At 44.3% G+C, this 14,070-nt stretch carries 12 protein-coding genes and 3 pseudogenes; 14 read left to right on the top strand and 1 reads right to left on the bottom strand.

The features are described from left to right. Positions 1 to 32: 32 nt before the first annotated feature. The 13 genes and pseudogenes from GON05_RS16535 (at position 33) to GON05_RS16595 (ending at position 12,167) form a co-directional block, all read left to right on the top strand. On the top strand, positions 33 to 344 hold the full coding sequence (locus GON05_RS16535) for a sulfocyanin-like copper-binding protein (protein ID WP_246239290.1): 312 nt from the start codon (positions 33 to 35) through the stop codon (positions 342 to 344). A 57-nt stretch (positions 345 to 401) separates the two neighbouring features. Beyond that, entirely contained in the window at positions 402 to 1,097 is a 696-nt protein-coding gene (locus tag GON05_RS16540; RefSeq protein ID WP_157320112.1) for a VIT1/CCC1 transporter family protein, read from the top strand. Between the two features lie 133 nt (positions 1,098 to 1,230). Beyond that, positions 1,231 to 1,701, top strand: coding sequence for a DUF2231 domain-containing protein (locus GON05_RS16545; protein ID WP_157320113.1), 471 nt, complete (start codon positions 1,231 to 1,233; stop codon positions 1,699 to 1,701). A 496-nt stretch (positions 1,702 to 2,197) separates the two neighbouring features. Beyond that, a pseudogene (locus GON05_RS16550) lies at positions 2,198 to 3,479 on the top strand (IS110 family RNA-guided transposase). A gap of 501 nt (positions 3,480 to 3,980) precedes the next feature. Beyond that, a pseudogene (locus GON05_RS16555) lies at positions 3,981 to 4,334 on the top strand (DNA/RNA helicase domain-containing protein); the annotation flags it as partial. 212 nt (positions 4,335 to 4,546) lie between these two features. Further along, positions 4,547 to 5,245 (top strand): response regulator transcription factor, encoded by a 699-nt coding sequence (locus GON05_RS16560; RefSeq protein ID WP_157320114.1) that lies wholly within the window; start codon positions 4,547 to 4,549, stop codon positions 5,243 to 5,245. A gap of 66 nt (positions 5,246 to 5,311) precedes the next feature. Further along, positions 5,312 to 6,136, top strand: coding sequence for a sensor histidine kinase (locus tag GON05_RS16565; RefSeq protein WP_157320115.1), 825 nt, complete (start codon positions 5,312 to 5,314; stop codon positions 6,134 to 6,136). 83 nt (positions 6,137 to 6,219) lie between these two features. Next, complete coding sequence (locus tag GON05_RS16570) at positions 6,220 to 6,993, top strand: ABC transporter ATP-binding protein (protein ID WP_157320116.1); 774 nt, start codon at positions 6,220 to 6,222, stop codon at positions 6,991 to 6,993. Then, entirely contained in the window at positions 6,965 to 8,911 is a 1,947-nt protein-coding gene (locus GON05_RS16575) for an FtsX-like permease family protein (RefSeq protein WP_157320117.1), read from the top strand. The genes GON05_RS16570 and GON05_RS16575 overlap by 29 nt, the downstream gene beginning before the upstream one ends. A 201-nt stretch (positions 8,912 to 9,112) precedes the next feature. Then, a complete protein-coding gene (tnpA, locus tag GON05_RS16580; RefSeq protein ID WP_157320118.1) occupies positions 9,113 to 9,427 on the top strand; it encodes an IS66 family insertion sequence element accessory protein TnpA in 315 nt (104 codons plus the stop codon). 65 nt (positions 9,428 to 9,492) lie between these two features. Next, positions 9,493 to 9,720: an IS66 family insertion sequence element accessory protein TnpB gene (tnpB, locus tag GON05_RS16585; protein ID WP_157320119.1), complete on the top strand. Its 228-nt coding sequence runs from the start codon at positions 9,493 to 9,495 to the stop codon at positions 9,718 to 9,720. Positions 9,721 to 9,808: 88 nt separating this feature from the next. After that, positions 9,809 to 11,436 (top strand): annotated as a pseudogene (tnpC, locus tag GON05_RS16590) (IS66 family transposase). A gap of 185 nt (positions 11,437 to 11,621) precedes the next feature. Then, the gene (locus GON05_RS16595) at positions 11,622 to 12,167 is read left to right on the top strand and encodes a cupin domain-containing protein (protein WP_157320120.1); all 546 of its coding nucleotides are present in this window, start codon (positions 11,622 to 11,624) and stop codon (positions 12,165 to 12,167) included. A 557-nt stretch (positions 12,168 to 12,724) separates the two neighbouring features. On the opposite strand, the gene GON05_RS16600 is transcribed toward GON05_RS16595, so the two are convergent. Next, the gene (locus GON05_RS16600) at positions 12,725 to 13,255 is read right to left on the bottom strand and encodes a CBO0543 family protein (RefSeq protein WP_157320121.1); all 531 of its coding nucleotides are present in this window, start codon (positions 13,253 to 13,255) and stop codon (positions 12,725 to 12,727) included. Between the two features lie 342 nt (positions 13,256 to 13,597). Here GON05_RS16600 and GON05_RS16605 point away from each other — a divergent pair, with 342 nt between their 5' ends. Continuing rightward, positions 13,598 to 14,044 (top strand): CDI toxin immunity protein, encoded by a 447-nt coding sequence (locus GON05_RS16605; protein ID WP_157320122.1) that lies wholly within the window; start codon positions 13,598 to 13,600, stop codon positions 14,042 to 14,044. Positions 14,045 to 14,070: the final 26 nt, after the last annotated feature.

A 14,070-nucleotide genomic window follows, 5' to 3' on the forward strand; every position in this document is an offset into this window, starting at 1 on the left:
TTATAGTCAGGGCAGTAGAACAGAGTGTGAGTATGAAAAAGGAGGCTTTTTGTTATGGCAAAACATATTATTCAGTCCTAACTAATTCCGGAAAAGTACAGCACGATATTAATAACGATGTTTTAAAATTGGATAAGGATGTTGATTCAGGAAAAACTGAAGAGAATGATTTGACTGCTCCAGCTAAACTAGGGACCTATTCAATTATTTGTGATAAACATGGGCATAAAGAATCCGGAATGAAGATGAACCTCATTGTTGAGGAAGTACGTACGCCCTTTCTTACTTTCTTTGAAAAAATACATGCTGCCGTCATGACGTTAGGGTGTGCCGTTATAAAGTGAAGATAAAGATTTTCATATATCACGCTAAGTTTTAACTAACTTTGAGGGGACATCATTATGCAACAGAATCGGCATGTAGAAAAACATTTCGCAGCACCAGACCTAATACGAGATATTGTCATTGGTATGGCTGATGGTTTAACTGTACCTTTTGCACTTGCAGCTGGTTTATCAGGAACTGTTTCCAATACCCACCTTGTGATCATAGCAGGTTTAGCAGAAATCGCGGCGGGGTCTATTGCGATGGGACTAGGTGGATATTTAGCTGCACGAACCGACAGAGAACATTACTTGTCCGAGTTGGCTCGAGAACAACGCGAAATTATCGAATTGCCAGATCGTGAACGGGAGGAAGTAGCTGAAGTTCTCCGTGGATGGGCAATTCCAGAGGAATCCATTACTTCCGCAGTCGATGCAATCAGTCGGGACTCTGAGCGTTGGGTCGATTTTATGATGAAATATGAGCTTGGTTTAGAGGAGCCTGATCCTAAAAGAGCTCGTAATAGCTCGTTAACGATAGGGATCTCCTACATTGTTGGCGGTATAATTCCTTTATCACCCTACCTCTTTATTCAACAACCCAATGTAGCCTTAATCATATCTGTAATTGTCACGATTATTTCGCTATTCATTTTCGGTTTAGTAAAAGGTAAATTCACAGGAGCCCGCCCATTAAAAAGCGCATGGCAAACCACATTGATTGGCAGTGTGGCGGCTGGCGTTGCCTTCATTATTGCTAAATTAATTTCTTAGAGTTTACATTGAATTCAGTGCGCATCCTAAACATAAGGAAAGATATTGCGACACACGTTTATCTTAAATTGTTCTTGCACGCCCAAGCAACACTAATGATATATAATTATTATTTATGAGAGGAAATGATTACATGTTTAGTGAAATATTCGATCATATACATCCCATTTTGGTTCATTTTCCAATCGCAATTATTTCCGTAGCATTAGTATTTGATTTAATTTCAGCAGCTAGAACAGGTTCCGTTTCCGCTAAGAAAGGACTGCTTTTATGGGTAATTGCAGCATTAAGCGCTTGGCTATCCGTAGCCACTGGCCCTGAAGAAATGGCGTACGGAAATACAGCATATTTGGATAAGCATTCTTTACTAGCTAATTTCACTTCTTGGATGGCCTCTATTGTGGTTGCGTGGAGAATGTGGATGATATGGAAGGAAAGAGACAATTTCGTAAAAACAACTTTGATGATCTATTTAAGCCTCTCTCTGTTGACTTGCATTTTTGTGCTGTCCACTGGTTATTTCGGGGGGAAGATGGTATATGATGATGGGGTCGATGTTAAGGTAAAAGGAGAATATGTCAATCCTCCTAAGTCGCTAAAGTAGGAGGTGATATCTCTAGATATCTCCATCCTAACACTAAAAAATGCTGCCATCATGGGATGGCGGCATTTTTTAGTGCGCCCATAATGGGCGCTATCTCTAGGGACCAAGTACCGAATGGTGAAGGCATTTAGTAACCATAGCTTAAGACAAAGGTATGGAAGCACTGTGATTACATTTGCGTTCAAGTAATTGTATCGTCTCTCAGGCGCGGATCCTAACCCACATTATGGATCGGGCAGAGGTGCTACTATTTATCGATTAGAATGTGATCAATAGACAACATTCTATACGAGTGTCATTTATTATAATCAAGAACAGGTTCCACTTTTCACTTACTTTAGGCTTACGACGCGCTGACAACTTTTCTATGTTGTTTAGATGCATGTAAACATTCCTGTATAGCCTAAGAAATGGGCTTTGTCAAAAAAGGAGCGCCTCGGTATGATGGGTTTGTCGACGGGTAGATACCCAACACCATCAAGGAGGCGCTCTTATTATGAAGTTTAAGCAATCAGACGGAAAAAATCAACGTATTGAACGAATTACTACTTCACATCTAGTTGTTGGCATTGATATGGCAAAAGAAACTCAAGTAGCTCAAGCTACAAATTATCGAGGAATTGTCCTTACAACCCAGCATCTATCATTCAAAAACACTATCCAGGGATTTGAAAAATTACAGCGTTGGATGGAAGGTTTGCAACAAAAACATCGACTGAAGGATATCATAATTGGCATGGAGCCGACGGGACACTACTGGTACAGTTTAGCTAACTGGCTTGTCCAGAAAGGTCTAAACGTCGTTTTAGTTAATCCAGCAACGACGAAACGAAACAAGGAGAACCGAGATAATTGTCCTTCCAAGAGTGATCCGAAGGATGCCCTTGTTATTGCAGATGTTGTTAGTCGTGGCTATTATTATGAATACATTCGGCAAGCGACTCATTTTCAAAGGCTCCGGACCCAAATGAATGATCGAGAATTTTGGGTCACAAATAGTGTTCGGAGGCAGAATCGGATCATCCGCTGGCTGGATATACGTTTCCCTGAGTATGCTTCTGTGTTTAAAGATTGGACCTGTCCACGCTCCATAGCTACACTCAAAGAGTTTCCGTCTCCGTTGGATCTAAAAGGTCAATCTACGTCAGAGGTTATTACAGGTTAGCGAAAATATATGAAACGAGCTGGCGGCTCCACAGTTATCAGAAGGCAGCTGAATTACTCTCTAAAGCGGTTCAAAGCGTCGGGGAGACAGTAGCGCTGTATGAGGCCAAACATCTGAATCGCTTACTAGAAGAGTACGAGCGGATAGACGGTATATTGAACCAAATAGCACAAGAAATCGCGGCTTTACTTGGTGAGATCCCGATTGCTAGCCAGCTTCGTTCCATTAAAGGTTTGGGCACGATCTATATTGCAGCAATTCTGGCTGGTGCCGGTGATCTGACGCAGTACGTTCACGGTCGTCAGTTGCTACGAAAAGCCGGTTTAAATTTGGCAGAGAGCATGTCTGGAAAGCGAAAGGGCCAGATCATACTCTCCAAACGAGGAGATTCCACACTCCGAAAATATTTGTATCTGGCTACTTTACATTAGTGGGAACAAATCCTATATTTAAGCAATTACATTTGAATAATGTGCAAGTTAAACATATGAGTAAGCAGAAGTCGATATTTAAATTGCTCGGAAAACTGGCACGAATCTTAGTTGGCTTGGTGCATTCCGAGGAGTCATTCACTCCTGAAAAAACAGTCATTCCGTATACTCACGCTGCCTAACATCTTCGAACTATTGTAAATTGATTTATTCGCAGGACTTCAAAAAAGAAAGCACGGAGGACCGAGTTCGTTCTTCATAAGGGCACAGACCCATCCGCTAAACGCTATCGGTCTCCACACCTTGGATAGGTGTAACGAAGGAATGTAAGGGCGTCGACCCGTAGAGCCTTGGGATGGTCAAACTCCAGGAGATTGTGGAGTATGCGTGCAGTAGAGTATGATATGGGGAAATATTTCATATGTTCCTCTGTTCCCGTATGACCAAAAAGGTTAACTTTACGTTCGCTGCAACTTAATATCCTTACGGCCGCTGTATTCCAAAGTGATGAAATCCTGCGAATGAGTGAGTTTACGTGAGATAAATCCTTAATACTGAGGGAAGATGAACGAGCTCTTAAAAAATGATAGAGATTCCCAACAAGCAACCCTATAAAGAAGTAAATCAATCCGCCGAAGTATCCATAAATAACAGCTCCCACCGCAGCGGTAAGAGTGCCAAAAATTGCGGGCTATTGCTGGGATTGGAAAAGCGAGGGCAAAAATGATCCCTCTCATCTAGATATTTATTTGTCGGATTTTGAATTTGGTATGAGCTGGAATCTTGCTAATACAGCAACCTGGGCCATAGACGAAGACTCGGTAAGCGAGGCAGGTTGTATTCATACTTGTCAAGGCTTAGAGTTTGATTACGTGGGTGTCATTATTGGGGAGGACATGGTTTTTCAGGATGGACAAGTACTCACAAATTATAAAAAACGTGCAAGAACAGACCAATACTTAAAAGGCATCGCTAAGATGATGAAAGAGGATCCTGAGAAGGCTGCCAAGCTTGCAGATGATGGAGTTGAAGGTACTCTCGGAGATATCGCCTAAAGGTGAACCGGTCAGTTGTTGAAATATGCAGATCCAATTAGACCGCGCTATTGCGCGGTTTTTTCGTTGTAATGGGGCAGCCTGTCGTTTAAGCTTACAACGTTGTAAGATTCTTGAAAGCTGAAGGAATAGGTGGATAACGTTCAGAAGATTATACTATTATTAAGGTATTTTTTGATAATTAGGGGGAGACCATGTACGATATTATGATCGTAGAAGACGACGACAAAATCGCATCCATGCTGCTCGACTATATCCGTAAATATGGATATAACGGCTTTATTGTTGATGATTTCGACCTTGTGCTTGATCGATTTCATACACGTAAGCCTCACATGGTTCTGCTTGATATCAATTTGCCCAGCTATGACGGTTATTATTGGTGTCGTCAGATCCGGGCGGTATCGGCTTGCCCGATAATCGTTATATCGGCACGCAACGGCAAGATGGATCAATTAATGGCACTGGAGAACGGGGCGGACGACTATATGACGAAGCCGTTCCACTACGAGATTGTTATGGCGAAGATACGGAATCAGCTTCGGCGCGCGCATGGGGATTTCGCCGTGAAGGAACGGGTAATTCGTCTATCTGGTCTGCTGCTTTATCCGGAACGTATGGAGCTGCATCTAAACGGCAAGTCTGTAGCCATGAGCAAGAAGGAAACGGTGCTGCTGGAAACGTTAATCGAACGCAGTCCCCGTATCGTCAGTCGGGAGGTTATTCTGGATAAGCTATGGGATGATACCTTTGTGGATGACAATACGCTCAGCGTTAATATTACAAGAATTCGTAAACGGCTTGCTGATCTGGGGATCGAGCATGCACTCGAGACGGTTCGTGGCACGGGTTACCGCCTGAATCCGGTCTGGGCAGATGAGGAAGCACGATGAAGCTATTTCTGCGCGAGCATCTATCTCTGCTCTTCTGTTCGATTTTCCAATGGGTTAATCCGATATATGACACATCGCAGCTTCTATTCACGGTTGACGGATCAGTTGGCTTCACTTAGCCAATCGGTAGGACAACGGGAATCATCGCCGCTGCCAAAGGCGCTCAACCGCCTGTTGGACACCCAGTACAGTCATTACAGGAATAAGATTCAGTCATGGGAACGCAAGCAGAGGGAGCATCTGGTCTTTATTAACCAATGGGCGCATCAGATGAAGACACCGTTATCTGTTATCGAGATGATCACTCATAATGAAGATGATGAGCGCCTCAAAAGTATTTCGGAAGAGGTCGACCGGATGCGGCATGGCATCGAGATGATGCTATACACTGCAAGGCTGGAGACGTTTGAACAGGATTTCAGTGTAGAAGCGGTCTCGCTCCGGCACATCGTGAGTGAAGCCGTACATGAGTATAAGCGATTGTTCATTCGAAGCCATGTCTATCCCGAAGTGAATATCGATGAAGGCTTCATTGTGCAAACCGATGCCAAATGGCTTCGGTTTATTGTAATGCAGCTTTTATCTAATGCCATTAAATATTCAACGGGCAAGGGTAATACGGTTACTGTTTCCGCATTAAAGCGTAATGGTGTCCATGTCCTCGAGATTCGCGATCAAGGCGTAGGCATTCCAAAATCCGACCAGAAGCGTGTGTTTCAAGCGTTTTATACCGGGACAAACGGAAGGTCATTTAAGGAATCAACAGGCATGGGACTTTTTCTGGCTAATGAGGTTGCCAAACGTCTTGAGCTGAAGCTTGAGCTGGAATCTGCGGTTGGCGAGGGCACTGCGGTCAGCATCATCTTCGGAAACAATCTTACATCGTTGTAAGATTACTGAAAGGACGATCAATAGGAGTAAGCGGGAAATTGGGGTTACACTGATGGCATCAGGAATCACAAGGAGGTCATAAAATGAATCTGTTAACCGCAAGTAATATTGGGAAAGTCTATTCCGGCGCCATTTCGTTCGAAGCACTTGCCAATATCGATTTAAGTGTAGCCCAAGGAGAATTTGTAGGAATTATGGGTCCGTCCGGCAGCGGGAAGACCACTCTGCTCAATATGGTATCCACAATCGACCGTCCGACATCCGGTGAAATACGGATCGCGGGGGAAAATCCTTTTCAGCTTAGCTATGATCAGCTGGCATTGTTCCGACGCCGTGAGCTTGGCTTTGTTTTTCAAGCCTATAATCTGCTGCACAAGCTGACCGTTAAGGAGAACATTATGATGCCGCTTGTACTGGATGCCCAGCCGATCGCAGATATGAACCGTCGAGTAGAAGAGATCGCGGAGAAGCTTGGCATAACTTCCATTCTGGGCAAGCGCACCTATGAGATTTCCGGCGGGCAGGCTCAACGGACAGCAATCGCCCGAGCGCTCATTCACCGTCCTAAGGTGTTATTGGCGGATGAACCGACCGGCAACCTGGATTCTCGTGCTGCTAAGGGAGTTATGGAGATTCTGGAGAAGCGCAATAAGGAAGATGGGACAACAATGCTGCTTGTCACGCATGATCCGGCAGCTGCAAGCCATTGTGACCGTGTAGTGTTCATTAAAGACGGCCGTTTGTACAACGAGATCCACTGCGGAGACAGCCGTGCGGCCTTTTATCAAAAGATCATTGACCTGCTGTCTGTGATGGGAGGGTCGGAGAATGAATTTTCGCCAATTCGCTATTCATAATGTAGTGCGCAACAAGAAGATTTATATGGCGCATTTTCTGAGCAGTGCTTTCTCTGTTATGATCTTCTTCATATTTGCGCTGCTGATGTTTCATCCAGATCTGGAAGGGGGACTTGTCTCATCAAGCGGAACCATAAGTGAGCTCAGCTCATATGGCATTCTGGTATCCGAAATCATTATCTTCGTGTTCTCCTTCTTCTTCCTGCTCTACTCGGTCAGCGCATTTCTGAAGGTACGCAAGAAGGAATTCGGCATTCTGATTTTGCTTGGCATGTCGAAGCGGCAGCTTAACCGAATGCTGTTCATCGAGAATGCATGGATCGGCTTGGTCGCCCTTATCTTTGGTATTGGAGCTGGACTAATCTTCTCCAAACTCGTTTTACTTGCCAGTGCTCAGCTGCTTGTTATTGAAAATGGTCTCCGATTCTATGTGCCATTAAAGGCAGTGTTGATGACCATTGCTGCATTTGGCATTCTGTTCCTTGTGATCGCTTCACTAACCTCCGTGATGGCGGGCAGATTGCGGGTTTCGGAGCTGATCGTTTCGGATGAGAAGCCCAAGCCGGAGCCTGCCGCTTCTATCGGATTGGCTATACTGGGCTGTTTTCTTCTCATTGCCGGATACGGTATCGTGTTAGATTTTGCGATCAACAGTCATTTTTCCTTTAAGCAGCTTTTCTTGGGTGTTGTCTTGACGATTGCAGGTACGTATTTGCTGTTCACCCAGACCAGCGTATATGTACTGCGAATGTTAAGAGGGAGGAAATTATTTTTTAGAAAAACAAACATGCTGACCCTCTCCGAGCTGATATACCGAATGCGTGACAATGCAGCGACGTTCTTCATCGTGTCAGTTGTTTCAGCGATGGCTTTCACCGGAATCGGAACAACACTTTCGCTAGGCGACCCTGGATTGGCATCCATGGTCAATCCGTACGCTTTCAGTTATACGCCATCAGCCCACAATGAAGAAGCCACTCGTCAGAAGCTTGAGCTTATCGGTGATTCTCTTAAGGAATCGGAAATTGCCTATAAAGTACATCCGCTGACCGCCATAAGTACGGATACCGGATATGTAATAGCAGCTCTCAGCGAATATAACCAATTAGCGGAGGATCTCGGTTATCCTGCCGAAACGCTAGGCGGTGACGAGCAGATGTTTGTTACGCCTTCCTACGTATGGCAGAAGGAGAACTATACGAAATCAGGTGCTCCTACGGGTGAATTGGAGTTAACCATAGGAGACCGGACAGTAACTCCTCACATCGTCAAATACGTTCCGCATCTTGTTCTTGCGGAAATTGGTTATGCTGGAACGTTGGTTGTAACGGATAACCTTTATAACGATCTTCTAAAAGGAGTTAGTGATGAGTCTCCTCCGTTCACACGTTACCAGTACACTGTACAGGACTGGCAGAAGACTCTTCATCTATCCAAGCAGCTTGTCGATACAATTAACAATGACAATGAGCGAGATGATTACCTGCGTTCATTAGCATTGGAATGGGTTGCAACCAAGCAAAAGAATGGCATGCTCTTAATCGTCAGCGGTCTGGTTGGTATCGTATTCTTCACGTTTGCCGCAGGTACAATATATTTCCGGCTGTACGCAGACATGGATCGAGACGAGAAGCAGTACGGCATGATTGCCAAGATAGGACTAAGCGGCAAAGAGCTCAGCAAAATTATATCGAGTCAGCTGCTTCTCATGTTCTTTGTGCCGCTTATTGTAGCACTCGTGCATAGCACGGTTGCATTTGTGGCTCTTCAGAGACTCGTGGAATTTTCCATTACAGGATATTCACTAGCTATCTTCGCATCATTTGCTGCCATTCAACTGGTTTATTTCCTGGTAGCCCGGTGGCGCACCATCGAGCATCTGAGACGCAAGCTGGCTGAGCCGACAATGTCGAATTGATTGGGAAAGTCATTCGTAACAGGTTTCATTCTTACAGCCGCATACTTGCGGCTTTTTTTTATTGCACGCTATAGTTCTCGTGGTCATTATGTTTCTCTAGATATCCATTTCAAAGTAAGCGTCAAACCCATTACACCTATTCGTAGCGATCAAAATGCATCACAATGAATCCATCAAGCTATTGGAAAGGATGGATTCAAAATGGATACGAATTTACAAGTGCTATGGAAGGAACGAATTAATGCTTATCAAGCCAGCGGTAAATCAATGAAAGCATGGTGCGCGGATCAGAATCTCACGTTACATCAATTGAAGTATTGGTTGTACAAAGATCAAAGACGAGCGCGGGCTGCATCCTCTGCAACCTTCCGTCCCGTTACTGTCACCTCTTCCTATGAAACCGATGCCGTTGAATCTCTTCGTATTCAAGTCGGCGTGGCCTGGATCGAGGTTCCTTCCGGCTTTAAACCTGAGTTGCTTCGCGACGTTATCGCGGCCCTCACCCCGTTATGCTAAGTTTCACCTCCGCTGCTCCTTGTATTTAGCTTGCGGCGCTACCGACATGCGTAAATCCATTGTCTATGGTTCAGGAGCAATTTGAACTTAATCCGTTTTCTTCCGCGCTGTTCGTTTTTTGCAACCGCCGGCGGGATAAGCTCAAAATCCTGCACTGGGACACCAATGGCTTTTGGCTCTACTACCGCAGGCTGGAGCGTGGCTCGTTTCAATGGCCCATTGGCGGCACGGCTCCGCTATGTCTCACCCAGCGGGAGCTGCGCTGGCTGCTGGACGGCCTCTTCCTTACGTAACGACACGCACATCCCCAAGTATCACCGGAAATAGCCATTTAACGTTTGGCAGCAGGAATAAGGGATCGGGGTATTGAATGTCTAGGTTATGGACACATCATCGGAATCCCTTACCCTGGAACAACTCCAACAGCAAAACGAAAAGTTGGAGCAACAAAATACAAAGCAAGCCCGCGAACTTGCTGAGCTTTCAACAAAACTCAAATGGTATGAAGAGCAGTTTCCGCTGCCCAGCAGAAGCGCTTCGGTGCTTCGAGCGAGAAGACGCACCCGGATCAACTGGAGCTGAATCTGTTTAATGAAGCGGAAGTGACTGCCGCGTCTGAACCGGAGCCAGAAAAGGAAACAATCGCGTATGAACGTCGCAAAGCAAGCGGCAAACGTGAAGCGGATCTCTCCAAGCTTCCGGTGGAAACGCTGACGTATACGCTTGCCGAAGGCGAGCAAATCTGCCATTGCTGTGGGGGCTCGCTGCATGAAATGACCACGGAAACTCGTCGCGAGATCGCCGTCGTCCCGCCGCAGGTCAAGGTGGTGGAGCATGTACGGCAAGTTCATGCTTGCCGCCACTGTGAGCGCCATGACCTGCAAACGCCGATCATCACGGCACCGATGCCAAGGCCTGTCTATCCCGGCAGTCTGGCATCGCCATCGTCGATGGCGCATGTCATGTGCCAGAAATATGTTGGCAGCCAGCCGCTTTACCCTTGACAAGAACAGGAATGGACCCGTTTAGGTTATCCTCTGTCGAGGCAGACGATGGCGAACTGGATGGTCTACGGCGCGGAGCAATGGCTACTGCCCGTCGTGGCAGAGATGAAACGTCATTTGCTGAAACAGAGAGTTCTGCATGCGGACGAAACCACGCTTCAAGTGTTAAAGGAGCCAGGTAAAGCAGCGCAGTCGGACTCGTACATGTGGCTGAATCGCACAGGCCGGAACGTAGAGCCGGTGGTGTTGTACGACTACCAGCGCACCCGGGGCGGTGAACATCCGCGAGATTTTTTAGCGGGATTCCAAGGTTATTTGCACGTAGATGGCTACGCAGGCTACCACAAGGTCAAGAATGTGACGCTTGTCGGGTGCTGGGCACATGCGCGGCGCAAGTATGATGAAGCGTTGAAGACAGCGCCGGAAGCCAGAAGTAATCCGCATAGTGTGGCCGCACAAGGCCTGGCCTTTTGCAATGAGCTATTTACCATCGAACGGGAGCTGAAGGAAGTCACGCCTGAGGAACGACTGACCGTCCGAAAAGAGCAAGGCCAAGCCGTGTTGGATAACTACTATGCTTGGCTGCGTCAGCAGAAATCTCGGATCATGCCCAAGAGCCTCTTAGGTCAAGCGATTGGCTATAGCTTGAACCAGTGGGAGAAGCTGACCGCGTTTATGAAAGACGGCCGGTTGGAGTTGGACAACAATCGAGGGGAGCGCTCGATCAAACCATTTGTGATCGGACGCAAAAATTGGTTATTCGCCTTTACGCCGCGGGGAGCCAAAGCCAGTGCGGCCATCTACAGTGTGATCGAGACGGCTAAGGAAAACGGGCTGCACCCGTTCAGGTACCTCATGTACTTGTTTGAGCAGTTGCCTCAGCTTGCTGACTTGCATACGGCAGCGGCATTGGAGCCGTTCATGCCCTATTCGCCAGCATTGCCAGACTTCTGCCGTCTGAACTATTCTGCATTCATCATATATGAGCCCCACTCTGATCGCTAGGTGGGGTCTATTTGACGTTTACGTTGCAACTATGGCTAGCGGGCAGCAGTTTTGGAGATCAATTGTTTGTAATTTGGTGTTCTCGTCGTTTTTAGTATCTAGGCTCTTGCCCATTTTCCAATCCTTTAATTAGGCAACTGCATAGAATAATAGGTAAACAATGAAATTATGGGAGGAAAATGAATATGTACCGTAATTCATACTATCACTATCAATGGCATAATCCTATGCATTGCAACTGGAATAACCTAAAATGGAACTATAATTGGTATCCTCATTATTACAATTGGAACAATACCAACTGGAATCCTTATAATGAAAACATTAGATTATCAGATTATGGACCAAGACCATTTGTAGTGAATATTGACCAAGCTGCTAAGCAGAACAATAATTACCGCACCGCTTTATGGACAGGGAAACACTATCAAGTGACCCTAATGAGTATTAATGTTGGAGATGACATTGGTTTAGAAGTTCATCCCACAACGGATCAATTCATACGTATTGAAGAAGGTCAAGGCCTTGTTCAAATGGGTGATAGTAAAGATAAATTAGATTTTCAAGAAATGGCCTGTGATGACTATGCAATTATGATACCTGCTGGCAAATGGCACAATGTAACCAATACAGGTAATAAACCACTTAAAATTTACGTAATCTATGCACCACCTCAGCATCCATATGGTACAATACATGAAACCAAAGCAATTGCAATGGGTTCTGAATGAAGCGACTAATTAAATTGAATTATTTTATGGTCATACGTACTTTAATAGTAAGAAGAAAGGTAATAACTAAAACAAATGACTCCGCAGTTTTGCTTTTTAAAACATGTGCGAACTCTTTACGCTCACTCATGTTCCAGGCAACAACAATTTAAATTGGTGCCTGTTCAGGATAATAAGAAGTCTTTCATATGAGTTGCTTTTTTATTGTGAAAAACCAAGCGGGGCGAGGAGTTAAGTGTACACTTTTGCAGCCATGCTTAAATGCTTATGAGAACATGGAACCTCAACTGACTTAAAGTAGCACTGAGACCATGGTAGCAGCAGAGCAATTTGGTTTCGATGGAGGATATTACGAAACTTAAACAGCTCTATATGCAGTTTGTAAGCGTGTGAGGCCTGCTTAGAGCCAACTTTTCTGTGAGGAGATGAACTCTACGCACACCAGAATGCCACTTCATGAATGTCTAGAATCCCTTAATGACATCGTCAGGACTAAGTCTGCCTGATTAAATGAAACATAGTAAGCGGATCAATGTGGAAGCAAAGTTCAATTCACTTCACTTTTTGGGAATCCATTTTAGAACAAATACTCTAGTGAGAGTTCCGGTCAACATATAGAATATGAACGAATAAAAGTAGTTCCAGCCATAATATGCAACTGCATCAACCCAGATAGAAAACGGTTCACCAATAAATGCAAAAATAAGAGCTTGCATGAATAAAGCAAAGGAGAATGTTTTCCAAGTCGAAAAATATTGAAAAATCAACATTTGAGCTACGGGTACTATCGAAAAATCAAAAGGTAACTCAAAAACAGAGTACGGTATTAATTTTGTTGGATAGATCCAGATACCAAAGTCTGCACCAAATTCGTCTGTAATAATTGAAATAATCAGCACGATTAGTCCAAAAAACCAAATAATTGGTGCCCGTTTGCGGTCTATAAATTTTATGAGGACGATCCAAGGGATAATGATCATTCCAAGTAAAAACCACCAAGTCCAGGTAAAGAGACTTTCATTTATCCATAGCTGATATTCAAAAAGTGCATGGGATTCCTGCATATCATGTAATTGATCTTTTGTCATTATTCCACCTACAAATGCTATGTATTTTTCTTAATTGTTTCCAACATTGTGTTAGCTTAACCTTCTTTGAATATCTTCCAACTGAGTAAAGTATGATATTGCGTACAATAATATTGAAGAACACAAAAAGAACCATCTTACGGGTTGGAACGGTAATAGTGGTAAGGGGAGTAATTGTAGAAGCCCTAAATAATGTATTCCAGGATCACTATAAATGTTGTAGTTAGAAGCCTATAATTGAATAATAAGTATCATTCGAGATGTGTGCAATAATTATGAGCGGAAAGGCGCTAGCTTTAAATGAATATACACTTAAATTAATGGTTGAACTAATTATGCTCATTGCAACAACTATTACACAAACAGAAATCAAAACAAAGAATAGAATACGGGCTCTTGTTTGAGGAATGTGTTAGTGCATTAGGTGAAGGAACCACCATCCTGCCAGAAGAAAAGAGCCAAGAAATATATGAGTTGTTCCCAAAATCATATCCATTAACCCCTTGGTCGAGGATAGACTGGGAACATGTCCGCTTAAAAATGACAATAAGAAATGAGATTGAATTAACGAACTTCCTCAGTGAAAAATACGGGCAAATCGATGAGGATGAGGTTTTTATTCTCTGGGGTTACGGAGATTGTCCTGTATTGGTAACGCAACTCTACAAGTTCATAAATTCAATGGATGACGTATTGGCAGTTAGTTCTGACGTGTTTATTCTTTCTCCTTCAAAATATGTCGTTGAATTTCATCATGATGGAGAAATTACGATTGGTTATCACAATTGAGATTAAGCTATCTCAGAACGATAGCA

It is taken from the genome of Paenibacillus anseongensis (assembly GCF_009757995.1).
Classification (GTDB): Bacteria; Bacillota; Bacilli; order Paenibacillales; family NBRC-103111; genus Paenibacillus_E; species Paenibacillus_E chondroitinus.

Excerpts from the sequence above, each read along its gene's own strand:
- GON05_RS16535 (WP_246239290.1), top strand. The coding sequence starts at position 33 with ATGAAAAAGGAGGCTTTTTGTTATGGCAAAACATATTATTCAGTCCTA.
- GON05_RS16540 (WP_157320112.1), top strand. The coding sequence starts at position 402 with ATGCAACAGAATCGGCATGTAGAAAAACATTTCGCAGCACCAGACCTA.
- GON05_RS16545 (WP_157320113.1), top strand. The coding sequence starts at position 1,231 with ATGTTTAGTGAAATATTCGATCATATACATCCCATTTTGGTTCATTTT.
- GON05_RS16560 (WP_157320114.1), top strand. The coding sequence starts at position 4,547 with ATGTACGATATTATGATCGTAGAAGACGACGACAAAATCGCATCCATG.
- GON05_RS16565 (WP_157320115.1), top strand. The coding sequence starts at position 5,312 with ATGACACATCGCAGCTTCTATTCACGGTTGACGGATCAGTTGGCTTCA.
- GON05_RS16570 (WP_157320116.1), top strand. The coding sequence starts at position 6,220 with ATGAATCTGTTAACCGCAAGTAATATTGGGAAAGTCTATTCCGGCGCC.
- GON05_RS16575 (WP_157320117.1), top strand. The coding sequence starts at position 6,965 with ATGAATTTTCGCCAATTCGCTATTCATAATGTAGTGCGCAACAAGAAG.
- tnpA (WP_157320118.1), top strand. The coding sequence starts at position 9,113 with ATGGATACGAATTTACAAGTGCTATGGAAGGAACGAATTAATGCTTAT.
- tnpB (WP_157320119.1), top strand. The coding sequence starts at position 9,493 with ATGGTTCAGGAGCAATTTGAACTTAATCCGTTTTCTTCCGCGCTGTTC.
- GON05_RS16595 (WP_157320120.1), top strand. The coding sequence starts at position 11,622 with ATGTACCGTAATTCATACTATCACTATCAATGGCATAATCCTATGCAT.
- GON05_RS16600 (WP_157320121.1), bottom strand. The coding sequence starts at position 13,255 with ATGACAAAAGATCAATTACATGATATGCAGGAATCCCATGCACTTTTT.